Origin of the sequence: Duganella margarita, assembly GCF_009857535.1 — a bacterium.
GTDB lineage: Bacteria > Pseudomonadota > Gammaproteobacteria > Burkholderiales > Burkholderiaceae_D > Rugamonas > Rugamonas margarita.
This window is the reverse complement of sequence record NZ_WWCS01000014.1, coordinates 54,649-77,491: the sequence shown is the minus strand read 5'-3', so window position 1 is coordinate 77,491 and position 22,843 is coordinate 54,649. Positions and strand designations below refer to the sequence as shown.

Annotated in this window: 20 protein-coding genes; 8 read left to right on the top strand and 12 right to left on the bottom strand. The window is 65.4% G+C overall.

The features are described 5' to 3' along the window. Both GTP55_RS20265 and GTP55_RS20260 read left to right on the top strand, forming a co-directional pair. Complete coding sequence (locus GTP55_RS20265; protein ID WP_229258075.1) at positions 1 to 435, top strand: phosphate ABC transporter substrate-binding protein; 435 nt, start codon at positions 1 to 3, stop codon at positions 433 to 435. After that, positions 432 to 3,056 carry a bifunctional diguanylate cyclase/phosphodiesterase gene (locus GTP55_RS20260; RefSeq protein ID WP_161046664.1) on the top strand — a complete coding sequence of 875 codons (2,625 nt, stop codon included), beginning with the start codon at positions 432 to 434 and terminating at the stop codon, positions 3,054 to 3,056. Before GTP55_RS20265 ends, GTP55_RS20260 begins: the two co-directional genes overlap by 4 nt. Here GTP55_RS20260 and GTP55_RS20255 read toward each other — a convergent pair. From GTP55_RS20255 to GTP55_RS20245, 3 genes are read right to left on the bottom strand one after another with little or no spacing between them, the layout of a single operon-like run. Next, a complete protein-coding gene (locus tag GTP55_RS20255) occupies positions 3,053 to 5,155 on the bottom strand; it encodes a TonB-dependent siderophore receptor (protein WP_161046663.1) in 2,103 nt (700 codons plus the stop codon). The two genes, GTP55_RS20260 and GTP55_RS20255, sit on opposite strands and share 4 nt — an antisense overlap. A gap of 41 nt (positions 5,156 to 5,196) precedes the next feature. Then, positions 5,197 to 5,817 carry a helix-turn-helix transcriptional regulator gene (locus GTP55_RS20250; protein ID WP_161046662.1) on the bottom strand — a complete coding sequence of 207 codons (621 nt, stop codon included), beginning with the start codon at positions 5,815 to 5,817 and terminating at the stop codon, positions 5,197 to 5,199. Next, entirely contained in the window at positions 5,814 to 7,022 is a 1,209-nt protein-coding gene (locus GTP55_RS20245; RefSeq protein ID WP_161046661.1) for an MFS transporter, read from the bottom strand. The genes GTP55_RS20250 and GTP55_RS20245 overlap by 4 nt, the downstream gene beginning before the upstream one ends. Positions 7,023 to 7,226: 204 nt before the next feature. Here GTP55_RS20245 and GTP55_RS20240 point away from each other — a divergent pair, with 204 nt between their 5' ends. Continuing rightward, on the top strand, positions 7,227 to 7,757 hold the full coding sequence (locus GTP55_RS20240; protein ID WP_161046660.1) for a hypothetical protein: 531 nt from the start codon (positions 7,227 to 7,229) through the stop codon (positions 7,755 to 7,757). Here the strand turns inward: GTP55_RS20240 and GTP55_RS20235 are convergent. The 3 genes from GTP55_RS20235 to GTP55_RS20225 all read right to left on the bottom strand — a co-directional run bounded on the left by GTP55_RS20235 (position 7,699) and on the right by GTP55_RS20225 (position 11,100). Beyond that, the gene (locus GTP55_RS20235; RefSeq protein WP_161046659.1) at positions 7,699 to 8,730 is read right to left on the bottom strand and encodes a transporter; all 1,032 of its coding nucleotides are present in this window, start codon (positions 8,728 to 8,730) and stop codon (positions 7,699 to 7,701) included. The genes GTP55_RS20240 and GTP55_RS20235 overlap by 59 nt on opposite strands. A 66-nt stretch (positions 8,731 to 8,796) precedes the next feature. Beyond that, on the bottom strand, positions 8,797 to 9,636 hold the full coding sequence (locus tag GTP55_RS20230; protein WP_161046658.1) for an HDOD domain-containing protein: 840 nt from the start codon (positions 9,634 to 9,636) through the stop codon (positions 8,797 to 8,799). Positions 9,637 to 9,816: 180 nt separating this feature from the next. Then, a complete protein-coding gene (locus GTP55_RS20225) occupies positions 9,817 to 11,100 on the bottom strand; it encodes a D-amino acid dehydrogenase (RefSeq protein ID WP_161046657.1) in 1,284 nt (427 codons plus the stop codon). A gap of 98 nt (positions 11,101 to 11,198) precedes the next feature. On the opposite strand from GTP55_RS20225, the gene GTP55_RS20220 reads away from it, so the two are divergent. The 3 genes from GTP55_RS20220 to GTP55_RS20210 are packed head-to-tail and all read left to right on the top strand — an operon-like array spanning position 11,199 to position 13,598. After that, positions 11,199 to 11,684 (top strand): Lrp/AsnC ligand binding domain-containing protein, encoded by a 486-nt coding sequence (locus GTP55_RS20220; RefSeq protein WP_110848231.1) that lies wholly within the window; start codon positions 11,199 to 11,201, stop codon positions 11,682 to 11,684. A gap of 57 nt (positions 11,685 to 11,741) precedes the next feature. Next, complete coding sequence (locus GTP55_RS20215; protein ID WP_161046656.1) at positions 11,742 to 12,002, top strand: hypothetical protein; 261 nt, start codon at positions 11,742 to 11,744, stop codon at positions 12,000 to 12,002. Positions 12,003 to 12,053: 51 nt separating this feature from the next. After that, positions 12,054 to 13,598, top strand: coding sequence for a hypothetical protein (locus tag GTP55_RS20210; RefSeq protein ID WP_371868386.1), 1,545 nt, complete (start codon positions 12,054 to 12,056; stop codon positions 13,596 to 13,598). 91 nt (positions 13,599 to 13,689) lie between these two features. Here the strand turns inward: GTP55_RS20210 and GTP55_RS20205 are convergent, their stop codons facing one another. From GTP55_RS20205 to GTP55_RS20190, 4 genes are read right to left on the bottom strand one after another with little or no spacing between them, the layout of a single operon-like run. Further along, entirely contained in the window at positions 13,690 to 14,838 is a 1,149-nt protein-coding gene (locus tag GTP55_RS20205; RefSeq protein ID WP_161046654.1) for an HlyD family secretion protein, read from the bottom strand. Between the two features lie 16 nt (positions 14,839 to 14,854). Further along, entirely contained in the window at positions 14,855 to 16,288 is a 1,434-nt protein-coding gene (locus GTP55_RS20200) for an efflux transporter outer membrane subunit (RefSeq protein ID WP_161046653.1), read from the bottom strand. 10 nt (positions 16,289 to 16,298) lie between these two features. After that, positions 16,299 to 17,837: an MDR family MFS transporter gene (locus GTP55_RS20195; protein ID WP_229258074.1), complete on the bottom strand. Its 1,539-nt coding sequence runs from the start codon at positions 17,835 to 17,837 to the stop codon at positions 16,299 to 16,301. Beyond that, positions 17,834 to 18,268, bottom strand: coding sequence for a MarR family winged helix-turn-helix transcriptional regulator (locus GTP55_RS20190; RefSeq protein WP_161046652.1), 435 nt, complete (start codon positions 18,266 to 18,268; stop codon positions 17,834 to 17,836). Before GTP55_RS20190 ends, GTP55_RS20195 begins: the two co-directional genes overlap by 4 nt. Positions 18,269 to 18,411: 143 nt before the next feature. Between GTP55_RS20190 and GTP55_RS20185 the strand changes: the two genes are divergently transcribed. Continuing rightward, entirely contained in the window at positions 18,412 to 18,894 is a 483-nt protein-coding gene (locus GTP55_RS20185; protein ID WP_161046651.1) for a hypothetical protein, read from the top strand. Between the two features lie 32 nt (positions 18,895 to 18,926). Further along, a complete protein-coding gene (locus tag GTP55_RS20180) occupies positions 18,927 to 20,228 on the top strand; it encodes an NAD(P)/FAD-dependent oxidoreductase (RefSeq protein ID WP_161046650.1) in 1,302 nt (433 codons plus the stop codon). Here the strand turns inward: GTP55_RS20180 and GTP55_RS20175 are convergent. Next, positions 20,225 to 20,950, bottom strand: coding sequence for a sensor histidine kinase (locus GTP55_RS20175; RefSeq protein WP_161046649.1), 726 nt, complete (start codon positions 20,948 to 20,950; stop codon positions 20,225 to 20,227). The two genes, GTP55_RS20180 and GTP55_RS20175, sit on opposite strands and share 4 nt — an antisense overlap. A 112-nt stretch (positions 20,951 to 21,062) precedes the next feature. After that, on the bottom strand, positions 21,063 to 22,685 hold the full coding sequence (locus tag GTP55_RS20170) for a response regulator (protein WP_161046648.1): 1,623 nt from the start codon (positions 22,683 to 22,685) through the stop codon (positions 21,063 to 21,065). Positions 22,686 to 22,843 lie beyond the last annotated feature (158 nt).

Sequence of the window (22,843 nt, the reverse complement as noted above, 5' to 3'; positions counted from 1 at the left end):
ATGGCCAAGCTCCTTTCCCGTCTGCGCTGGTGTCTCGCACTGTGCCTGCTCCTTAGCGGCATGGCCGGCGCCGCCGATTTCGTGGTGATCGTCTCGGCCCGCAATCCGCTCAACGCGCTGCGCGCCGACCAGGTGGCGGCGATCTTCCTCGCCCAGAGCGGGCGCTTTCCCGGCGGCGCCGAGGCGGTGGCGCTCGACCTGCCGCTGGGCAGCCCGCTGCGCAACGACTTCTATGCCACGGTAGCGGCGCGGACGCCGGCGCTGATGAAAGCTTACTGGACCAAGATGGTGTTCACCGGACGCGGCCAGCCGCCGCGCGAACTGGCCAGCAGCGCCGCCGCGCGCAAGCTGGTGGCCGACAATCCGGCCATGATCGCCTACATCGACAAGTCGGCACTGGATGCCAGCGTCAAGGCCCTGGAGGTGACGCAATGAACTCCGTCAAGGAAACCCTGCGCGCGCGCTGGCTGCGCCGCGGACTCGATACCCATGTGTCGCTGCCGCTGTTTGCCCTGCTGCTGCTGGTGGCGATCTGGCTGGTGACGTTCCACGAGATCGACGCCGAACGCGAGCATGCGCAGGACGCCGCCGCCGATTCGCTGCACGAAATGCTGGGCACCTACGAAGCCCAGGTGGCGCGCAGCGTCGACGGCATCGACCAGACCCTGCGCATGCTGAAGTATGCGGTCGAGCGCAAGGGACCACTGGGCGCCTTGCCGGAGCTGGGCCGCGAAGGCCTGCTGCCGCCGGGCGTGGTGTTCGTGGTCAGCATCGTCGACCGTCATGGCGTGACGGTGGCCAGCAACCCGCGCGCGCTGTCGATTTCGGTCGCCGACCAGGGCTACTTCAAGTTCCACCAGGAGCGCGACAGCGGCGCCACGTTCGTCAGCCCGGCGCTGCGCGACGCCGCCAACAGCGAATGGCATTTGCACTTCACGCGCCGGCTCGATGATGTGGACGGCAATTTCGCCGGCATCGTTGTCGTCGAAACCGATCCGGCCTATTTCACCAGCAGCTATGAGCGCAGCCGGCTGGGCGAGCGCGGCATGCTCGGCCTGGTGGGATCGGACGGCGTGGTGCGGGCGCTGCGTACCGGCGACAAGATGTCCTTCGGCCAGCGCCTCGGCACTGCCGACGGCGAAATCGAAAACCGGATCGGCGGCAAATACAGCGGCATCAGCGAACTGCATGGCATCGCGCTGAACGTGCTGGTGGGGCTGGACGAGCAGGAACTGATGGCCGGCTTCGAGCGCCAGCGGCGCGAAAAGCTGTGGGAGGCCGCCACGCTCAGCGCCGGCCTGGTGGGGGTGACCGTGCTGGCCTGGCTGTGGTCCTGGCAAGGCGCGCGTGCGCGCGCCCGCATGCGGCGCGCGCAGGAGACCTATGCGGCGGCGTCGGCGGCCAGCATGGATGCGTTCTTCGTCATGCGCGAAGTGCGCAACAGCGAGGGCGTGATCATCGACTTCAAGATCGTCGACGCCAACATCCGCGCCGCGCAGATGACCGGCACCAGCAAGCAGGAGCTGTGCGGCACCACTTTGTGCCAGCTGATCCCGGCGGCGCGCGACAACGGCATGCTGAAGGGGCTGAGCGATGTGATCGCCGCCGGCGGCATGCACGAGCAGGAGTGGCAGAACACCGTGCCGCAGTTGCGCGCGCGCTGGCTGCACCATCAGGTGGTGGCGGTGCAGGGCGGGATCGTGGCGATTGTGCGCGACATTTCGGAACGCAAGCTGGCCGAGGAGCGCATGCTGCACCTGGCCCACCACGACACGCTGACCGGCCTGCCGAACCGCAGCCTGATCGCCGACCGGCTGGCGCACACCATCGCCCAGGCGCGCCGCAACGACGGCGTGGTGCTGGTTGCGTTTATCGACCTGGATGGCTTCAAGCTGGTCAACGATGGCCTGGGCCACAACGCCGGCGACGAGCTGCTCAAGGTAGTGGCCGGGCGCATGTCCGGCTGCCTGCGCGCCAGCGACACCGTGGGCCGCTTCGGCGGCGACGAATTCGTGCTGCTGCTGGACGAGCCGGCATCGGTGGTCGATGCGGCGCCGGTGCTGGAGCGGGTGCGCGAGGCGGTGCTGCAATCGATCAGCGTCAGCGGCCAGGACGTGCAGGTCAGCTGCAGCATCGGCGTGGCCGTGTATCCCAACGATGGCGGCGACGCCGGCACGCTGCTGATGAACGCCGATGCCGCCATGTACCGCGCCAAGGAACTGGGCAAGAACAACATCCAGTTCTACACCCGCGAGATGAACGCCAGCATCGAGGAGAAGCTGGTGCTGCTGGAAGGCTTGCGCTGCGCGCTGGATGACGGCCAGTTCCGGCTGGTGTACCAGCCCAAGGTGGACCTGCGCACCGGCCGCGTGTTCGGCGTCGAAGCGCTGGTGCGCTGGGACCATCCCGAACACGGCGTGATCGGGCCGGACCGCTTTATTCCGCTGGCCGAGGAAAGCGGCATGATCATCGCGCTGGGCGACTGGGTGTTGCGCAGCGCCTGCGCGCAGAACCGTGCCTGGCAGCGCGCCGGCCTGGCGCCGCTGCGCATTTCGGTCAACGTCTCGCCGCGCCAGTTCGAAGATCCGCAACTGGTGGAGCGCGTGCAGCGCGCGCTGGGCGACAGCGGGATGGCGGCCGAATGGCTGGAGCTGGAAGTGACCGAAGGCGTCATCATGCGCGACCTGCAGCAGGCCGTGGACAAGATGGCGGCGGTGAAGGCGATGGGCGTGTCGCTGTCGATCGACGATTTCGGCACCGGCTATTCCAGCCTGTCGGCACTGAAGTCGTTCCCGATTTCGACGCTGAAGATCGACAAGTCGTTCGTGCGTGACCTGGGCCGCAGCAGCGGCGACGAGGCGATCGCCAGTTCCATCATCGGGCTGGCGCACCGTCTCAAGCTGCGGGTGATTGCGGAAGGGGTGGAGACCGAGCAGCAGCGCAGCTTCCTGCGCGAGAACGGCTGCGACGAGATGCAGGGCTATCTGTTCAGCCGTCCGCTGCCGCCGGAACAACTGGCGCTGCTGCTTGCCGCGCCAGCCATGGAACTGGTTTAGTAGGTCCAGCTCAGCGTGGCGCTGCCGTTGCGCGGCGCCGCGTACAGCGACTGCGTCCAATACAGGCTGGTCAGGTACTTCTTGTCGGTGACATTGTTCAGGTTGAGCGACAGCGACAGGTGCTTGTCGATGTCGTAGCGCACCATCAGGCCCAGCGTGGCGTACGACGGCTGCACGGTGCGGATGCCCGGTTCCTGGTCGGTCGAGGTCTCGCTTTGCCACGCCAGCGTGGCGCCCACTTTCAGCTTTGGCTCGGCGGGCAGGCGGTAGGTGGTGTTGGCGCGCAACGTGGTGCGTGGCACGTAGGTCCGCACCGTCACGCCGTTGTCGCCCTTGATCGAAGTCAGGCGGGTCAGGCCGGCGCTGGCTTCCCAGCCTTTGGCCAGCTCGCCCGAGCTGTCGAATTCAAAACCCTTCGATTCCGCATTAACGCCGCGATAGTAAGCTTTGGCGCCGATGTTGCCGGCCTGCTCGGCGGTGTTGTCCTGTTTGGTCTGGAAGACGGCGCCCGACACATTCAGCTTGTTGTCGAACAGCGCGGCTTTCAGGCCGGCTTCGGTGGTCTTGCCTTTGACCGGATCGAGCGGCACGCCGTTGGCGTCGGTCTCGCTTTGCGGATTGAAGATCTGCGTGTGGCTGGCGTAGGCCGACAGCTCGCGGGTGATGTCAACCACCACACCCACATACGGCGTGGTCTTGCTGGCCGATTTGTACTTGCTGGTGCCGTAGGATGCGCCGCTGCTGCGCGCGCGGGTGCTGTTCATGCCGGTCAGTACTTTCCAGTCGTCGGCCAGGTTGAAGCGGGTCGCCAGGTAGACGGTATTGCGGCGGTCTTCGTAGCGGCTGCCGTCGTAGGCGGCGTCGAAGGTCGGCATCGGATAGCTGCCGTCAAACGCGGTCTGGCCCGGCAATTCGGTGCCGATGCCCTGGCCGTAGTTGGAGAAGTCACTCAGTTTGGAGCGCGACCAGCTGTAGCCGAAGGCGAGGTCATGCTGGCGGCCGCCCAGCATGAACTTGCCGTCTACCGCGAGATCGGCCAGTGTCTGTTTCTGGTCGGCGCCGTATTGCGACGGGTAGGCATGCAGTCCGCCGCCCACGCCCTTGACCGGGGTGCCGTAGACGTACTGCAGGTCGGAGTCGGACTTGTCGGTGATGTAGTTCAGCGTGCCCTGCACATGCCAGCCCTGGCCGAGGTTGTGGTTCAGCTCGGCGAAGGTGCTGTGGGTGGTGGTGTCCCAGCGCGACCATTTGGCCGAGGTGCTGGTGCCGACCGGGTAGTTGGTCGGCGTGCCGTCGGTGTAGTACAGCGGCAGCGCGCCCCACATCGGGCCCTTGTCGCGGTTGGTTTCGTAGGTGTGGCCGACGGTCAGCAGGGTGTCCTTGCTCAGGTGGGCGTCGACTACGGCGTAGGCGACGTCTTTCTTCGGCGCATAACGGTCCAGGTAGGAATCGCTTTGCTGGTGCACCAGCACGGCACGGCCGGCGACGCTGCCGCTTTCGTTCAGCGCGGTACTGACGTCGCCTTCGATGCGGCGCTCGTTCCACGAACCCAGGGTGACGCTGGCGCTGGCCTGGGTGCCGGCGGTCGGGCGCTTGCGGATGAAGTTGACGGTGGCGGATGGATTGCCGGTCGAGGCCATCAGGCCGTTGGCGCCGCGCACCACGTCGATGCGCTCGTACAGCGCGGTGTCGAGGTCGCCCTGGATATTGCCGAACACTACAGGCATGCCGACGCCGTCATACTGGAAATTGACGATGTCGAAGCCGCGCGCGGTGTAGTAGGTGCGGCTGGTTTCGACTTTTTCGACGGTGACGCCGGTGGTGGTGGCCAGCACCTGGTTGATATTGCCCAGCTTGAAGTCGTCCATCAGCGCGCGGCTGACCACCGAGATCGATTGCGGCGTTTCGCGCAGCGACAGCTCCAGCTTGCCGGCGGACCTGGTGGCGCGGGCGGTATAGGAGTCCTGCTCCGGGGCGCCGGTCACGGTGACCGTCTGCAACTGCGTTTCAGGGACATCGTCGGTGGCGGCCAGGGCGTGGCTGGCGTCAATCATCGACAGCGCCAGCAACATCGGGCGCAGGGGCAGGTGGCGGGGCATGCACAACTCCTTAATAAGAATCGAAATGAGAACGATTCCTATTATATCTTCTTGATAATATACACGCAACGTCGCGCGCCGGCCAGCATGTGCTCCACCCGGCCGACCGAGCAGTCCGGCCCCAGCACGCGCTGGAACAGGTCCAGCTCCGAGCGGCAGAATTGCTGGCACTGTTTGGCGGCGGCGCAGATCGGGCAGTGGTGTTCCACCAGCAGCAGGCTGCCGTCGGCCTGGGTTTCGATATCGGCCATATAGCCTTCGGCACTGCGCGCCTGCGCCAGCGCTTGCACGCGCTCGGGCAGGTTGCGGGCGGCGGCTAGGTGCTGTCGATAGTCGCGTTCGCTGTTTTGCTCGCGCGAGGTGATCAGCTTTTCCAGGCCGGCGTCGCCAAACATGCTGCGCACCTGGTCGATCAGCTGCACGGTCAGCTCGGCGTGGCGGTCGGGAAAGCGGGCGTGGCCGGCCTCGGTCAGCAGCCAGCGGCGCGACGGCCGGCCCGGCTTGTCGGCCACGTCTTCATAGGTGAGCATGCCTTTTTCCTGCCACGCTTCCAGCTGCTTGCGGGCGCCCATCGAGGTCAGGTCCAGCAGTGTGGCCAACTGCTGGGCGGTTTGGGGGCCGCGCGTCTTGATCAGGAAGAGCGTCTGGTCGGCGGTGTTCATGCCGTCACCTCCGCCTGCATGCTGTGGTGCCAGCTGAGCATGCGCCAGGCAGACCAGGCGGTGAGGGCGGCGCCCAGCAGCAGGATCAGGCGGGTGTCGACCAGCGTCAGCACCGCGCCCACCAGCGCCATGATGATGTTGGCCAGGCAGAAGGTGGTGGAAATCAGTCCCATCACCGCACCCTGGCCGTGGGCGCCGCCGAAGCGTTCGGCGCAGTAGTTGGGGACGATGGCGTTGTAGAAGGAATGCGGAATGCCGAACAGGACGATGCACAGGATGCCGATGGCGGCGTTGCTGGCGGCCAGCGCGGCGACGATGGCGGCCACGGCAAACGCATAGCGGCGCGCGCGCAGCAATGGTTCGCCCTGGAATGGGCGGCCGGCAACGATGGTGGTGGCGGTCATCACGGCGCACATGGCGGCGGTGGTCCAGGCGATGCCCTGGGCGCCGTAACCCGGCACTTCCACCAGCCACAGCGGGTAAAACTCGTAAAAGCCGGTGACGCCGCAGGTGTAGGCCAGCGTGATGATGAACAGGCTGCGCAGGTCCGGTTCGCGCAGCAGGTTGAGCGCGTGGCGGTGACGCGCCACTTGCCACCAGGAGGTGGTGGCGCCGGACGGGGCTTCTTTTGGCAGCGTGATGGCGACCAGCGCGGCCACCAGCAGCAGCGCGGCGACGGCGACCCAGAACGGCGTGGTGATGCCGAATTGCAGCGTGGCGCCGGCCAACAGCGGTCCGGCCAGCCAGCCCATGTAGAAGGCGCCGTTCAGCCACGACAGCGCTTTGCGGCGCAGGTCGCCTTCCAGGCGGTCGGCCAGCAGCGCGCGGGCCACCGAGCCGCTGCCTTCCAGCAGGCCGGTAACGAAGCGGGCAATGATGAACAGCGGGTAGTTTTCAATCAGCAGTGCGGCGGCAGTGACGGCGTGGCCGATGGCGGCGCCGACTGCAGTAATCAGCAGCACCGGCCGGCGGCCGTAGCGGTCGGACATCGGGCCGAGCAAGGCGGAACCGATCAGCAGGCCGATCGGGTTGATGGTCAGCGCCAGGCCGAACAGCAGCTTGGGCGGCAGGCCGAGGAAGGTGTTCAGGCCATTGGTGGCCCCGGCCGCAAACAGCGGCGGCAGGATCGGATAAGGCAGCGCCGCGCCGATCGTGGAAAGCAAGGCCAGCAGGCAGGCGGAGAAGATGAGCAGGGACGTTTTCATGTCCGTCACTTTAATGCTAGCTCAACAATAAGTAAACGAAAAAGTTTATTTATTGGGATTGATCCAAAGCTCCTGGAAACGCGCATCATGAAATGGATGATCACCACGCTGGTGGGCGTGGCGGCGCTGAACTCGACCCTGGTACTCATCGTAGTCAAGCTGTTGCAGGTATGATGCGGGCATTGCTATCGACGTTATCTCAATATGAAAGACTGGTTTGCCGGCGAGCGCGGGGCGTATTTTTTCCTGTTGCTCGGCATCGGCCTGATCGCGCTGTTTGGCGTGCTGGAGTTTCGTTTCCCGACGGCGGCGCAGCTGGAGACGGCGCGCGGCCGCGTGCTGTGGCAGCAGGAGACGCGCGGGGCGATGTATTTCATCCTGTCGGATAAACAGCAGCTTGTGCTGTACACCAAGGGCGACCGCGACGGCCGCCAGCGCCAGTCTCTGCGCGACGCGGAACTGTATCCGGTCAACGTGCAATTCTATCGCCAGCAAAAAGCCGGCATCAGCTTTGCGCCGGGCGAGTTTTATACCGCTTACGTGGTGGCGGTCGGCGGCAAGGAGGTGGTCAGCCTCGATCAGGTGCGCAGCGCCTATCGCCGCGACAACCTGACGGCGCTGGTGCTTGGCATCTTCGCCACTCTGGCAGGCGTCTGGCGGGTGCGGATGCTGAAGTTCAGTCCCCGCCCACGTCGCGCTGGCGGCGGAAGGCCAGCCAGCCGGCGATCACGGTAAAGCTGGCCACGATCACCACCACCACCAAAAAGCCATGCTCGGACTGGGCCAGCGGAATGCCGCCCACGTTCATGCCCATCAGGCCGGCGATGATGTTGATCGGCAGCGCCAACACGGTCACCACGGTCAGCACAAACAGGCTGTGGTTGTTGGCCTCGCTGGCCAGCGCCGCAATCTCCTCCTGGATCAGCTTGATGCGCTCCTGCAGCGACGCCATGTCCGCCAGCACCATCGAGAATTCCTCGGTCGACTGGCGCAGTTCCTGCGCGTCGATCTCGGCCATCCACGCCGGCGGCTTTTGCAGCAGGCGGAACAGCGCGGACGGTTCCGGCGCCAGCAGCCGCTGCAGCCGCACCAGCACCCGCCGCAGGGCGCCCAGGCTGGCGCGCTTGGTGGTCAGCTTGCCGGCCAGCAGATTGTCTTCGATACCGTCGACGGTGCTGATGGCGTCACGGACGATCTTGATCAGCGCATCAGCCTGGTCGCGCAGCAGGTGGATCAGCAGCTCGACCGATGAGCGGATCGGCTCGCCGTTGCGCACCGCATTGCGCAGGCTGTCCACCGCACGCAGCGGCTTGCGGCGGGCGCTGATGACGATTTGCCGGTCGACGCTGAGCCACAGCGTGGAAATGTCGGACGGCTCGAAGGTGAAGTCGTGCACCACGTCATTGACCACCGCCACCAGCGTGTTGTCGGCCAGTTCGATGCGGGTCGAGCGCGGGCCTTCGTGCAGGCTGTCGTAGAACTCTTCGGCCAGTTCAGTGTGCTCGTGCAGCCATTTTTCGCTGGCGGTGTTGGCCAGGTTGTAGTGCAGCCAGATGAATTCCTGCGGCGTCTGTTCGCGTTGCCTGAGCCAGCGGCAGGCGGCGTCGGTGTCCAGCGGCATCGCCTTGCCGTCGCCGTCGCGGCCGAACAGGTAGCCGCAGACCAGACCGGATTGATCGGAGCCGTAGGACAGTGGCGCAGCTTGCATCAGATTCTCCATCAGGGATGAACCCGGAGCCGCCTGCGCCGGACGGCTCCGGGGGACAGCGTTGGTTTAGACCAGCAGGGCCGCGCTCATGTCGGCGGCGTCGCGCCGGGCGTCTTCCAGCATCGACGCCAGCCGCTGCTCGTCGATGAACAGGTCGATGGCGGAATCCGAGTGCGGCGGCAGGTCGCGCTGCGGTTCCTGCAGCGGCGACTTGACCGGCGTCAGGTGGTTGGCCAGCAGCAGCGTGTCGAGCAGCGTGTCGGGCGGGATCGACATGAAACTGTCGCGCAAGCCTTCGATGGCGTCGGCCACCGGCTCGGGAATGCACAGCTTGCGCATCACTTCGCGGGTGATGATCTCTTCGCTGGCCGAGTGCCAGTTTTCCGGATCTTCATCCAGCAGGCCGGGGAACTCGTCGGCGCGCGACAGCAGGTAGAAGCCGCCGACCTCATGCACGATGCCGGCGAACAGCGCGGTATCTTCGTTGACGCCGGTGACATGGCGCGCGATCAGGCGCCCCAGCGCGGCGACGGCGATGGTGTGGTCCCACAGCTTCTCCGCCATGTTGCGCACCTTGGGGTCGGTGATCTTGCTGCCGAACTGGCGCACCACCATGGCGGCCGCCAGCGCAAACAGGTTCTGGTAGCCGATGCGCATGATGGCGCCGCGCACATTGGTCACCACCGGCGCGCCGGCGCGGTTGAACATGGCCGAGTTGGCGATGGCCACGGTTTTCGCCGCCAGCAAGGGTTCGGCCAGCACCAGGCTGATCGCGGTATCGATCGGGCAATCGGGATCGTCCAACGCCAGTTGGACGCGCAGCGCCGCGTTGACGCTGGTCGGGAAAATGAGTTCGCCACGGATGGCAAGGGCCGCAATATGGCCAAATGCTTCAAGTTTATTCATGGTCAAAATTATACGCAGGCTTGGCCCCAATCTCAACGCTGATGCGGGCGTTGTTGCGGGTTCGAGCGCAGATAGGGCGGCAATGCGACAGATGATGACGCGCGGGCGGGCTGAAGAGGGAAAATAAGGCGGACGCGGCGCGCTGATCGGGCGCCGCGTCCGTGGTGACAGGAGCGCTGGTCAGGCGTTGACCAGTTGCGGCTGGCGGGTGGTGCGGCTTGTGTTGTAGCGGCTGACCGACAGGTCGTCGGCGCGAATTGCCGGACGGTGTGCCGAGATCAGGTCCGACAGCAGCTGCGCCGAGCCGCACGACATGGTCCAGCCCAGCGTGCCGTGGCCGGTGTTGAGATACAGGTTGCGCAGGCCGGTGCGGCCGACGATCGGCGTGCCGTCCGGCGTCATCGGCCGCAGGCCGGTCCAGAAGCTGGCGGCGGCGGTGTCGCCGGCGCCGGGGAACAGGTCGTTGACCACCATTTCCAGCGTGGCGCGGCGGCGCGGATTGAGCTCGGTGTTGAAGCCGGCGATCTCGGCCATGCCGCCGACGCGGATGCGGTCGTCAAAGCGGGTGACGGCGATCTTGTAGGTTTCGTCCAGAATGGTCGAGACCGGGGCAGCGCTGGCGTTGACGATCGGCACCGTGATCGAATAGCCCTTCATCGGGTAGACCGGGATTGCCACCAGGTCCTTCAGCAGCGCGGTCGAGTAGGCGCCCATCGCCACCACGTAGGATTCGCCGGTCACCAGTTCGTCGCCGCATTTGACGCCGCGGATGGCGTCGCCTTCGGTCAGCAGGCCGGTGATGTCCATGCCGTAGCGGAACTTGACGCCCAGTTCTTCGGCCATGGCGGTCAGGCGGGTGGTGAACAGCTGGCAGTCGCCGGTTTCGTCGTTGGGCAGGCGCAGGCCGCCGACCAGCTTGTTGCGGGCCAGGCCGGGCTCGGCGCCAACCAGTTGTTCGCGGCTCAGCAGTTCGTACGGCACGCCGGTTTCTTCCAGCACGCTGATGTCCTTGGCGGCGGCGTCCATTTGTTCCTGCGTGCGGAACAGCTGGGTCGTGCCTTGCTGGCGGCCTTCGTATTCGATGCCGGTCGAGGCGCGCAGGGCTTTGAAGCAGTCGCGGCTGTACTCGGCCAGGCGCACCATGCGTTCTTTGTTGATGGCGTAGCGGTCGGCGGTGCAGTTTTGCAGCATCTGCCACATCCATTGCAACTGGAACAGCGTGCCGTCGGGCGTGATCGACAGCGGGGCGTGGCGCTGCAGCATCCACTTCATGGCTTTCAGCGGGATGCCGGGGGCCGCCCATGGCGAGGCGTAGCCGGGCGAGATCTGGCCGGCGTTGGCGAAGCTGGTTTCGAGAGCGGGACCCGGCTGGCGGTCGAGCACGGTGACGTCATGGCCGGCCTTGGCCAGATAGTAGGCGCTGGTGACGCCGATGACGCCGCTACCCAGGATTACGACACGCATAGAGTCCCCCGATTATTTAACTGCCAGATATTCCGCTATGGTATTCTCGTTTGTATAGTGTTTGTTACTGTATATCTTCGTAAAAATAGTGGATTGTTATGCGAATTCAAAAAGAATCGGTCAGAAGTCTCGACAAACTGGACAGAAAGATATTGCAGATCCTGCAGGAGGACGGGCGCATCTCGATGAAGGACCTGGGCGAGCAGGTGGGGCTGTCGACCACGCCGACCATTGAGCGCGTCAAGCGCATGGAGCGCGATGGCGTGATTACCGGCTATCACGCGCGCATCGATCCGCCGTCGCTGGGCGCCAAGCTGCTGGTGTTTGTCGAGATTACGCTGAACCAGAAGTCCGGGCCGGCGTTCGAGCAGTTCCGGCGCGAGGTGTTGCGGATACCGGAAGTGCAGGAGTGCCATCTGGTGTCGGGTGACTTTGATTACCTGATTAAGGCGAGGATTCATGAGATGGCGGAGTATCGCAATCTGCTGGGCGATATGCTGCTCAGTTTGCCTGGGGCGGCGCAGTCGAAAAGCTATGTCGTCATGGAGGAAATCAAGGAGACGCTGACGCTAGCGACCGGCTGATGCAGATCAAAGTGCGCCGCTTGCAATCGGCGGCGAGGGGTGCATACTGATTGCACCATGAACGCAATCGAAACCATCAAATACCGCAAGCGTCTTGAAGAAGGCGGTGTACCACCTGCCCAAGCGCTGGCGCACGCTGACGCGCTGGCCGAAGTTCTGGAGGAGCTTCCGACCAAGGACTGGGTGCGGGCCGAAATCAGCCGGCAACTGCAAGACCTCAAGATTGACCTGTTGAAGTGGATGTTTGCCATGTTCATCGCCCAAACTGGCGTGACCATCGGTACGGTGATCGCCCTCATCCGCTACCTGCCTCATTGAGCCCGCTTCAGTTACAATGCCATTATGGCATCACAACCAAATGGAGCAGGCGTGAATAGTTCGTCGTCGCAGCTCGTCGTCCGTTCGCTGGACGAACACTTATCTTCCGACCAGAGTTTCAGCTCCGCCTACGCACGCGCGGTGGGGGCGATTGCCGGCAACCAGGGCAGCCTCACACTGGCCCAGTTCGCCGCTGTCACTGACATCGCCGGCGACGGCCAATCGTCCGCCGTGTTCACCGCGCTGGTGCTGAACGCCATCGAATCCGGCGTCGAAGTCGACTGGGCGCTAAATGCGCTCAGCCGCAGCTGCGCCGGTATCGACCAGGCCGCGCGCGAACAGGCGCTGCACATGGTGATTCCGCTGCTGGCGCTGCACGGCGCCGACGCCCGTGCGCTGGCGCAGCGCCTGGCCAAATCCCTGTCGGTCAAGGTATCGCCGGATGACCTGAGCCGCCTGCCGCAGTCGGAGGAGCGCGGCATCCTGGCCAACCTCGGCGAACAGGCGCGCCGCCTGGTGCGCGGCCGCTCGGTGGCCGACGCGGTGGCGGACTTCGGCCGTACCGCCGGCCAGCCGGCGCTGGTCGATCATGCGCGCCATTTCCAGTCCGGTGAAATCGACCACGTGCAGTTGCGCGAACTGGTGAGCGGCACCACGGCGGCCATCGCACAGGACATCAACGCCTATCTGGAGCAGGCGCGCCTGCTGGCGGTCGGCGAGGCGGCTGCCGCGTCGCTGGTGACGGCGGCCAATGAGATGAAAAACCAGGTGGCGCAGCGGCTGGTGCTGGTCGAGCAGCGCATCGCCTACGAGCGCCGCTTGCTGGTCGAGGAAATCGACGACGCCGTGCACGACGCCGGCAACGCCATCGAACTGGCGATGACCGACCGCCTGAATACCGACAAGTGGAAAGACGAAGATGTGTGGGCCAGTATCGGCCGCAATCAGTTCGGGCAGGAGATGGAGCGGCGGCTGGACCGCATCGTGCGCCGCAAGGAGCAGGCCTTGCATCTGCTGCAGGAAGATCTGCGGCTGTTCCAGTCGGGGATGAAGCTGGGGCAGGCGTCGGTGTTCCAGCGTCAGCACCATGCGGCGCTGGCGCGCTTGATGCCGCGTTTACGGGTCGGCACGCGCATCGTCAACAAGCTGGATACGGCGGCCAATGTGACGCTGGTCAGCGGCGCGGCGGTGGCGGCCAGCACCGGCACGGCGGCATATCTGATTGGAGCGGCGGTGGTGTTGCCAGTGGTGGCGCCGGTGGCGCCGTTTGTCGGCGGCGCCGTGCTGCTGGCGGGGGCGTTCAAGTGGTTCACCGATGGCGGCAAGCGCAAACGCACCGAGATCCGCGACAAGCGCCTGGCGTTTGAAGAGGAGTTGCGCAAGCAGCTGCTGGCGGCGGAGCAGTCGTTCAACACGCAGCTGGACCAGGTGGCGGAAGGCTTCCGCGATTCGGCCTTGCAGGTGCTGACGCCGATTCTGCTGGAAGCCGAGGCAGCGGGGCGCGTGCCCGGCATGCGCCAGCGGATCGCCGACCGCGTCATCACGCAGGCGCAGGCGGCAATCCGGCAGCTCGACACTGAGCTGCTCAAGGGGTAGCGGCTGGCGTGATGCCGCACCCCGCAAGGCATTCCGCTTTGGGGTCTGACCCGGTCGGGTCAGACCCCGCCTTACCGGGGTAAAGGACGCGTTAAAGGTTGTGCGCGATGATGGCGTCGGCGGCGGTGGCGGCTTGCTGCAAGGGCTGATTTAGCGCCTGCGTGGTGTACACCGGCGTTTGCGGCATCGCCGCCCCCAGCACCGGCCCATCGGTCTTGCTGATGTCCACCGCCACGGTAGTCGACAAACCAATCCGCAGCGGATGCTCCTGCAACTCCTTGGCGTCCAGCGCAATGCGCACCGGCAGGCGCTGCACCACCTTGATCCAGTTACCGCTGGCGTTCTGCGCCGGCAGCAGCGAGAACGCGCTACCCGTGCCGGCCGACAACCCCACCACGCGGCCATGGAACTCCACCTTGCTGCCATACATATCCGCTTCCACCTTGGCCGGCTGGCCGACGCGGATATTCTTCAGTTCCGATTCCTTGAAATTGGCGTCCACCCACAGCTGATCCAGCGGCACGATGGCCATCAGCGATGTTCCGGGCGTGGCGCGCGCGCCGATCTGCACGCTGCGTTTGGCCACATAGCCCGACACGGGCGCCAGGATGGTATTGCGGCGTGACGCCAGCCACGCCTGCACATAATCCGCCTTGGCCGCCTGCACCGCCGGATGCTGCGCCACCGCCACGCCGCTGACGCCGGCCTTGGCTGCTTCTTCCTGCTTGAGCGCGACCGCAATCGCGGCGCGCGCATCGTCCACCGCCTGGCGCGCATGCGCCACTTCCTCGCCGGAGACGGTGTGATCGGCCGCCAGCGGCTTGCGGCGCGCCAGATCGTCTTCGGCATTCTTCAATTGCAGCTTGCGCAGCGTGACGGTGGCGTCGTACTGCGCCACGTCGGCATAACGCTGGCGTTGCTGGCGCACGGCGGCGCCCAGCTTGGCGTCGGCCTGCTGCAAGGCGATGTCGGCATCGGCCGCATCCAGCTGGATCAGCGGCGCGCCGGCTTGCACCATCTGCGTTTCATCGGCGCGGATGGCGATGACGTTGCCGGTGACCTGCGACGACAGGTTGACCAGATTGCCGCCGACGTAGGCGTTGTCGGTCTCCTGGATCTTGGACAGCACGATTTCGTAATACGTCGCATAGGCGACGCCGGCGGCGATGAAGGCCAGCGTGATCGCGGCCAGCACGGCCTTGCGTTTTTTGTCGTTGGGTTGGATGGTGTCAGTGCTCATGATAATGTCCGTTGAATTATTTGGAGGCCGTCGCCAGCGGCGCTTCTTCGTGATAGCCGCCGCCCAGCGCGTTGGTCAGCGCGACTTCGGCCAGCAGTTGGATCTGTTGCAGATACAGGTCGGCATCCTGCTGCTTGAGCAGCGCCAGGCGCGCATTCAGCAAGCTGGCATTGTTGGCCAGGCCGTGATCCATGCGCGCCTGCGCCGACGCCACTTGCGCGCGTGCCGATGCAGTGGCCGCCGTTTGCTGCGTAATCTGCTGTTCGATGCCTTGCAGCTGCGCGCCGCCTTGCGCCACGTCGCGCACCGCTTCGATGATGGTCTGGTTGTATTCGGCGATGCGTTCGTTGCGGGCGGTGCGGGTGCCGTCCAGCTGCGCGTCCAGGCGCTTGCTGTCGAACAGCGGCAGCGACAGCGTCGGTCCCACGTACAGCGTGCGGCTGGCGGCTTGCAGCAGGTTCTCCATCTTGACGGTATCGAGGCCGATGGAGCCGGTCAGGTTCACGTCCGGATAAAACGCGGCCTTGGCGGCATCGATCCGGCTCAGCGAGGCTTCCAGCTTCCAGCGCGCGGCCTGCAAGTCCGGACGGCGCGCCAGCAGTTCGATGCCGAGGCGGGCGGGCAGGGCGTGCGGCGCCGGCGACAGCGTCACCGGTTTCAGGTCGGCCAGCGCGGTGTTGTCGGCGCCGGCGAGTGCACGCAGCGCTTCGCGTTCATGCTCGATGTCGGACTTGAGCTGCATCTGCTGTTTGCGGATCAGGCTCAGTTCCATGTCGGCGGCGCGCTGCTCGTCGGCGGTGGCCAGGCCGCGCGCGACGCGTCTGGCCTGGTCCTGCGCCAGCGCCGTTTGCGTGGCGGCCAGTTGCTCGGCGTTGGCCAGACGCGCCCACGCGCCTTGCAGGCGGAAGTAACTCTGGGCGATGGAGGCCGCCAGCGCCTGTTCGGCTTCCGCATAGGTGGCGCGGCCGGCATTCAGTTCGCCGACGGCGGCCGCCACTTGCGCGCGGTTCTTGCCCCACCAGTCGAAGTTGTAGCGCAAGTCGAGGCGCAGCGTCTCTTCGCTGTAGTAAGCGCCGCCGATCGGCGCCGGGAACAGGCCGGTGCCGGAATAGCGCTGGCGATTGGCGTTGGCGTACAGCGAAGTCTCCAGCCCGAGGTCCGCCAGGCTGCGCGACAGCGTCGAGCGCGCCGTGCCGATGTGGGCCGCCGCCACTTCCAGCGACGGGCCGCCGGCCAGCGCCTGCTTGATGATGGCGTTCAGCTGGTCGTCGTGGTAGGCGGTCCACCACTGCGCTTCCGGCCAGCCTTCGTGCGCCAGCTTGATGCTGGACGACAGTTCGGCGCTGGCGATGTCGCGCCTGGCCAGTGGATGGGTGTCGGGCGCGATCGCGGCGCAGCCGGCCAGGGCCAAGGCCATGACGAGCAGGGTAGGTTGTAACAGTGTTTTCATTGGGTTCTCCTCAATCCATGGCGGCGTGATCGACCGTCACCGGTGCGCTTTTGGCCGGCGGCCGGATCAGCATCAGCAGCGGGATCACGCACAGCGTCAAGATAAACATCAGCCAGAAATCGTCGACATAGGCGATCATCGACGCCTGGCGCGTGATCTCGTTATTCAGCGCAGCCGCCGCTTGCGGCGTGGCCAGGTTGTCCAGCAGCGCGGGGTTGGTGGTGGTGATGTGGTCCGTCAGCGAGGCGTGCACGGTCTGCGTGTTCCGCACCAGCAGCGTTTGCACCAGCGCGATGCCGATCGAGCTGCCGATATTGCGTATCAGGCTGTAGATGGCGGTGCCTTCGGCGCGCATTTCCGGCGACAGCGTGGCAAACGTGGCGGCGCTCAGCGGCACGAACACCAGGCCCAGTCCCAGGCCCTGGATCACGCCCGGCCAGACGATATCGCTCTGCGACAGCACCAGCGTGTAGCGGGTCATCTGCCACAGCGAGAAGGCGGTGATGGCAAAGCCTATCCCCAGCAGCAGGCGCAGATCGACCTTGCCGACCAGCCGGCCCACCATCATCATCGCGATCATGGTGCCGATGCCGCTCGGCGCCGTCACCAGGCCGGCGATCTTGGCCGGATAGCCCATCAGGCTTTGCAGCATGGACGGCGTCAGCGCGCGGGTGGCGAACAGCACCAGGCCGACGATGAAGATGAACAGCAGGCCGCTGACGTAGTTGGCGTTCTTCAGCAGCCGGTAGTCGAAGAACGACTTGCCGGCCGGGCGCGTGGCCGTGTGGGCGACAAACCAGGCAAAGCTCAGCGCCAGGATGATGGCTTCCACCCAGGTTTCGGTGGCGCTGAACCAGTCGTTCTGTTCACCGCGGTCGAGCAGCATCTGCAAGGCGCCGATGGCCAGGCTGAGGGTGGCGAAGCCGAACGCGTCGAACTTCATCTTGCGCGGCGCATCGGTCTGGCGGATGTAGCGCCAGATGCCGTAGAACGCCATGGCGCCGATCGGGATGTTGATGAAGAACACCCAGCGCCAGTCGTAGCTGTCGGTCAGCCAGCCGCCCAGCGTCGGGCCGAGAATCGGGCCGATCATCACGCCCATGCCCCACACGGCCATGGCCGAGCCGTGTTTTTCGCGCGGATTGATGTCCAGTAGCGTGGCCTGCGACAACGGCACCAGCGCGGCGCCGAACACGCCTTGCAGCAGCCGCGCGATGACGATTTCGCTCAGCGTGCCGGACAATCCGCATAGCACCGAGGCGATGGTGAAGCCGGCCACCGAGGTCAGGAAGATGTTCTTCTGGCCGTAGCGGTCGCACAGCCAGCCGGTCAGCGGCGTGGCGATGGCGGCCGCCACGATGAACGAGGTCAGCACCCAGGTGATCTGGTCCTGCGAGGCCGACAGGCTGCCCTGCATGTGCGGCAGCGCGACGTTGGCGATGGTGCCGTCGAGCGCCTGGATGATGGTGGCCAGCATGATCGAGACCGTGATCATGCGGCGGTTCAGGCCATCATCGGCGGGGGCCGCACCGGCGACGGCAGTGCTCATGACAAGGACTCGATGTTGGTCTGGATGGCTTCCAGGAACAGGGTGACGGTTTGCAGTATCTCGGGATCGACCTTGCCCAGCAGTTCGCGGCGCACGGCTTCGGCTTCCTGCCACACGGTTTCATACACCGCCTGTCCTGCCGGCGTCAGGCTGAGCAGCTTGACGCGGCGGTCGGTTGCGGACGGCGTGCGCACCATGAAGCCGGCTTTCACCAAACGGTCGACGGTGGACACCATGGTCGGATCTTCGACGCCGGCGCGCGCGGCCAGCCGGGTTTGCGACGGCGGCTCTTTTTCCTTGGCGGTCAGCGCGATGGCCATCCAGCTGGCCTGGCTCAGGCCCAGATGCTTGAGGCGGCGGTCGATCGCCAGCCGCCAGGCGCGGGCCGAGCCGTGCAGCGCGGCCGAAAAACGTTCTTCTATAGACGACATATTATTTCATGGCTAATCGTTAGGTATCGAACCATTAGTTTAGCACAGGATATTTATGTTCGTCAGCGCACAGACGTTGCGCGGACGGTCTATTATGCTAATTGATGAGCAAGTTCGCTCGTCACAAAGAATTGAGACTCATCATGAAAGCCACGATCCTTGCCGCCAGCCTGCTGGCGCTGTCCGTATCCGCCTTTGCCGCCGATGTCGGTGTTTCCATCAGCGTCGGCCAGCCGGGTTTTTACGGTCGCCTCGACGTCGGCGACTACCCGCCGCCGCAGGTGCTGTACCGCCAGCCGGTGATCGTCGAGCGTCCGGTGCGGTATGTGGAGACGGCGCCGATCTACCTGCGCGTGCCGCCTGGCCACGCCAAGCATTGGTCGAAGCACTGCCGCGCTTACCATGCCTGCAATCAGAGAGTGTATTTCGTGCAGGATGGGTGGTACAACAATCAGTACGTGCCGCGTTACCGCGAGCATCATGGCCATGGCGGTCCGGGCCGGCCAGAGTTTCGCGACGACCGCCGCGATGATCGGCGCGACCATCGCGGCCCAGGTCCGGGCCATGACCGCGGTCACGATCGCGGTGATGACCACGGTCGCGGCCATGACCGGCACGACCGTTAAACCGGCGGCAAGCGCCGTCACAGGAGGAAGTTTTGCAGAGTAAATACGTGATTGTTGGCGGCGGAGCAGGCGGGCTGGAGCTTGCCTGCAAACTGGGGCGAAAGCTGGGACCGCAAGCGGTCATGCTGGTCGACAGCCGCCTGTTCCACATCTGGAAACCGTCGCTGCACGAGGTGGCGGCCGGCACGCTGGACGTGCACCAGGAGGGGCTGTCCTACCAGATGCTGGCCCACGACAACCATTTTACTTTCGTCTATGGCCCGATGCTGGCGCTGGATGCCCAGCAGCGCGTGCTGACGGTCGGCGCCATCGTTGCCGGCGACGATCATCGGGAAGAAATCCTGCCAGAGCGCCAGATCAGCTTTGAAAAGCTGGTGGTCGCGGTCGGCAGCACCTCAAATTACTTCGGCGTGCCCGGCGCGGCCGAGCACACCATTTCGCTGAACGCCACCGAGGATGCGGAACGTTTCCGCCTGTCGCTGCTCAAGCTGCTGACCTTGGCCGAACTGAAAAAGAGCGTCAACGCCGCTGCCGGCGTGGACGTAGTCATCATCGGCGGGGGCGCCACCGGCGTCGAGCTGGCGGCCGAGTTGCGCGAAGCCAGCGGCGTCTATGCCACTTATGGTTTCCGCCAGCTGCAGGCCGAGCGCGATGTGCGCATCACCTTGCTCGAAGGCGCGCCGCGCATCCTGGCGCCGTTGCCGGAAAAAGTCTCCAGCGCCGCGCTGGAATTGCTGCGTCAACGCGCGGTGTCGGTCGTGACCGACACCCGCGTGACCGCCATCGATGGTGCCGGCGTAACGGCCGGCGAGACGCATTATCCGGCGCAGATCGTGGTGTGGGCGGCCGGCATCAAGGCGCCTGATTTCCTCAAGACGCTGGGCCTGCCGACCGTCAAGTCCGGCCAGCTGGACGTGGACGGCACGCTGGCGGTCAAGGGCTTCGATTATATTTTTGCGCTGGGCGACTGTGCCGCCTGCGTCGGACCGGACGGCAAGCTGGTGCCGCCGCGCGCGCAAGCTGCGCACCAGATGGCGGACTATCTGCTGGCGACTTTCATGCGCCAGCAAAAGGGCCAGCCGCCGCAGGGCAAGCCGTATGTGTACCGCGATTATGGTTCGCTGGTGTCGTTCGGCCAGTCCACGTCGGTGGGCAGCCTGATGGGATCGTTGAAGGGGTTGAGCTGGTTTGTCGACGGCTTCGTCGCGCGCATGATGTACGTCAGCCTGCACCTGATGCACCACCAGGCAGTATTGGGCACGGTGCGCACGGCGGTGCTGGCGGTGGCGCGCTTCCTGATCAAGCGCAGCACCCCTTTAGTCAAACTACATTAAGCGGGCTTGGCCGGCTTGGGCAGGATCATCGTCAAGGTGACGCCGCGCTCGGGGCCGGCCGACAAGGTCAGTGTGCCACCCAGATAGGCGGCGCGTTCGCGCGCCATGCGCAGGCCGAACTTGCCGGCCGCGAGCGCCTGGTCGGCCAGCACCGGACCGCTCAGGCCGACGCCATTGTCCTTCACCGTCAGCATCACTTCATCTTCGTTGTCATCAACAATGACGTCGACTTCGGTCGCCTGCGCGTGGGCGGTGATGTTGCGCAGCGCTTCTTCCAGCGTGTGCAGCAGCACGATGCCGTGGCTGCGCGGGCAATCCAGTTCGTCCTCCGGCAGGCTGCAGCGGGCGGTGATGCCTTGCTGCTCGCCGAACTGCTCCACCAGCTCATCCAGCGCCACGCGTACGCCGAGGAATTCGAGCTTGTCGTTCCACAGCTTGAGCTGCATCTGGCGGTTGGTTTCAACGATCTGGCCCAGCAGTTTTTTCATGTGGCCGGCGCGGTCCTGCAACGCCGGTTCCGGCGGCAGCTTTTGCATCAGCAGGCCGAGGTGCATGGTGAGCGCCGTCAGCGACGAGCCCAGGCTGTCGTGCAGCTGGCGCGACAGCGAGCGGCGCTCGTTATCCCAGCAGGTGTGCACGTGCCCGAGCAGATCGCTCAGGTCGGCGCTGCGCAGCGCATCTGCCGGGGGAGTAGGAGGTTCTTGCGATGCCGGTACGGACATGGGTTTTTCTCGTTAAAGTCAGACGGACGACGGTGTGACCCGATCATACCCGAGCTTTGCCGGTCGTGGCGCACCGTGGGCAAGCGTGCGCCGCCGTGCGCGCAACCGGGCGCTACTGTTTGACCGGCACCTGGGCGCAGGTATCGATCACCTCCATCAGCTGGTCGATGTCGACCGGCTTGACCAGGTGGCGGTCGAAGCCGGCTTCCATCACGCGCCGCAGGTCTTCCGCCAGGCCGTAGCCGGTCAGGGCGATCAGCTTGATGTCGCGCGTGGACGGGTCGGCGCGCAGCCGGCGCGCCACTTCGTAGCCGTCGATGCCGGGCAGGCCGATGTCGACCAGCGCCAGGTCGGGCTGGTGGTGGCGCGCGGCGTCCAGGCCCAGCAAGCCGTCGGCGGCCGCGGTGACGTCGTAGCCGTAACCGCCCAGCATCATGGTCATCATTTCGCGGCCGTCGTCGTTGTCTTCGATCAGCAGCACGCGCGGCTTGCCGTGCTCGCTCAGCGAGGTGACCGGCGGCGCCAGCGGCGCCACCTGGTGCTCGATGCGCGGCATGCGCAGCGTGAAGGTGCTGCCGCGGTTCTCGCCGGCGCTTTCGGCCTCGACGCCGCCGCCGTGCAGCTCGGCCAGCCGGCGCACCAGCGACAGACCGATGCCCAGTCCGCCCTGTGAACGGTCCAGCGTGCTGCTGCCCTGGACGAAGACATCGAACACATGCGGCAACAGCTCGGCAGCAATGCCGACCCCGGTATCGCGCACGCTCAGCACCACATCGTCGTTTTCGGTCCAGGTGCGCACTTCGACGCGGCCGCCGGGTGGTGTGTACTTGAGGGCGTTATCGAGCAGGTTGCTGGTGATTTGTTCCAGCCGGGTCGGATCGCCGTCGATCCAGCCGGCGTCCAGGTCCTGCACCAGGTCATAGTCGGTGCTGCGGCCGGTGGCGCGGCAGGTTTCCAGCGCCGTCGCCACCAGCTTGGACAAGTCGAGCGGCACGCGGTTGAGCAAAATCTTGCCCGACATGGCGCGCGACAGGTCCAGCAAATCGTCGACGATGCGGCCCAGATGCTGGCTCTGGCGCTGGATGATTTTTTTGGCGCGCTGCACGCCGTCGACCGACACGCCGGGAAGGCCGATCAGCGAAGCGGCGCTGCTGATGGCGCTGAGCGGATTGCGCAGCTCATGGCCCAGCATGGCGAGGAATTCATCCTTGGCGTGATTCTGCCGCTCCATCGACTTGCGTTCTTCGATTTCGCGGGTCAGGCGCTGGTTGGTGGCGGTCAGTTCGGTGGTGCGCTGGCTCAGCTGGCGCGCCTGCTTCTTCAGCTCCTCGTTCTTCATGGCCAGCGCCACGAACACTGCGATCTTGGCGTACAGCACCTGCGGAATGACCGGCGTGAACAGGAAATCGACAGCGCCGTGCTGGTAAGCCTTCAGGCGGTCCAGCTCGTCGGCGAGGAAGGCGGTGATGAAGATGATCGGGATATCGGCCGAGCGTGCGCGGGCGTGGATCGCTTCGGCGGTTTCAAAACCGTCCATGCCGGGCATGTTGACGTCCAGCAGGATCACGGCGAAGTCGTGCATCAGCACCTGGCGCAGCGCCTCCTGGCCCGAGCGCGCGGCCAGAACTTCATAGGCTTCCTGCTCGGCCCATTGGGCGAGCAGGCTGGTCAGCGCGAACAGGCTGTTGGCGTCGTCATTGACGACCAGGATCTTGGGTTTATCGATTTTAGGCACGGGTTCTCTGCACGCGGCAAGATGCACAATTGATCATAACAAGCGGGTAAATGAAAGTCAAAAACAGCCGGGTTGAAGCGAACGCGGGAAGCGGCGCACCGGAACAGCGTTCGCTTCCGCACAGACCCGGCGGCGGCTTGCTGTCAGAGTGGGCCAGG

Bases quoted from the DNA above. Each gene is read 5' to 3' on its own strand.
- GTP55_RS20265 (WP_229258075.1), top strand. From the start codon at position 1: ATGGCCAAGCTCCTTTCCCGTCTGCGCTGGTGTCTCGCACTGTGCCTG.
- GTP55_RS20260 (WP_161046664.1), top strand. From the start codon at position 432: ATGAACTCCGTCAAGGAAACCCTGCGCGCGCGCTGGCTGCGCCGCGGA.
- GTP55_RS20255 (WP_161046663.1), bottom strand. From the start codon at position 5,155: ATGCCCCGCCACCTGCCCCTGCGCCCGATGTTGCTGGCGCTGTCGATG.
- GTP55_RS20250 (WP_161046662.1), bottom strand. From the start codon at position 5,817: ATGAACACCGCCGACCAGACGCTCTTCCTGATCAAGACGCGCGGCCCC.
- GTP55_RS20245 (WP_161046661.1), bottom strand. From the start codon at position 7,022: ATGAAAACGTCCCTGCTCATCTTCTCCGCCTGCCTGCTGGCCTTGCTT.
- GTP55_RS20240 (WP_161046660.1), top strand. From the start codon at position 7,227: ATGAAAGACTGGTTTGCCGGCGAGCGCGGGGCGTATTTTTTCCTGTTG.
- GTP55_RS20235 (WP_161046659.1), bottom strand. From the start codon at position 8,730: ATGCAAGCTGCGCCACTGTCCTACGGCTCCGATCAATCCGGTCTGGTC.
- GTP55_RS20230 (WP_161046658.1), bottom strand. From the start codon at position 9,636: ATGAATAAACTTGAAGCATTTGGCCATATTGCGGCCCTTGCCATCCGT.
- GTP55_RS20225 (WP_161046657.1), bottom strand. From the start codon at position 11,100: ATGCGTGTCGTAATCCTGGGTAGCGGCGTCATCGGCGTCACCAGCGCC.
- GTP55_RS20220 (WP_110848231.1), top strand. From the start codon at position 11,199: ATGCGAATTCAAAAAGAATCGGTCAGAAGTCTCGACAAACTGGACAGA.
- GTP55_RS20215 (WP_161046656.1), top strand. From the start codon at position 11,742: ATGAACGCAATCGAAACCATCAAATACCGCAAGCGTCTTGAAGAAGGC.
- GTP55_RS20205 (WP_161046654.1), bottom strand. From the start codon at position 14,838: ATGAGCACTGACACCATCCAACCCAACGACAAAAAACGCAAGGCCGTG.
- GTP55_RS20200 (WP_161046653.1), bottom strand. From the start codon at position 16,288: ATGAAAACACTGTTACAACCTACCCTGCTCGTCATGGCCTTGGCCCTG.
- GTP55_RS20195 (WP_229258074.1), bottom strand. From the start codon at position 17,837: ATGAGCACTGCCGTCGCCGGTGCGGCCCCCGCCGATGATGGCCTGAAC.
- GTP55_RS20190 (WP_161046652.1), bottom strand. From the start codon at position 18,268: ATGTCGTCTATAGAAGAACGTTTTTCGGCCGCGCTGCACGGCTCGGCC.
- GTP55_RS20185 (WP_161046651.1), top strand. From the start codon at position 18,412: ATGAAAGCCACGATCCTTGCCGCCAGCCTGCTGGCGCTGTCCGTATCC.
- GTP55_RS20175 (WP_161046649.1), bottom strand. From the start codon at position 20,950: ATGTCCGTACCGGCATCGCAAGAACCTCCTACTCCCCCGGCAGATGCG.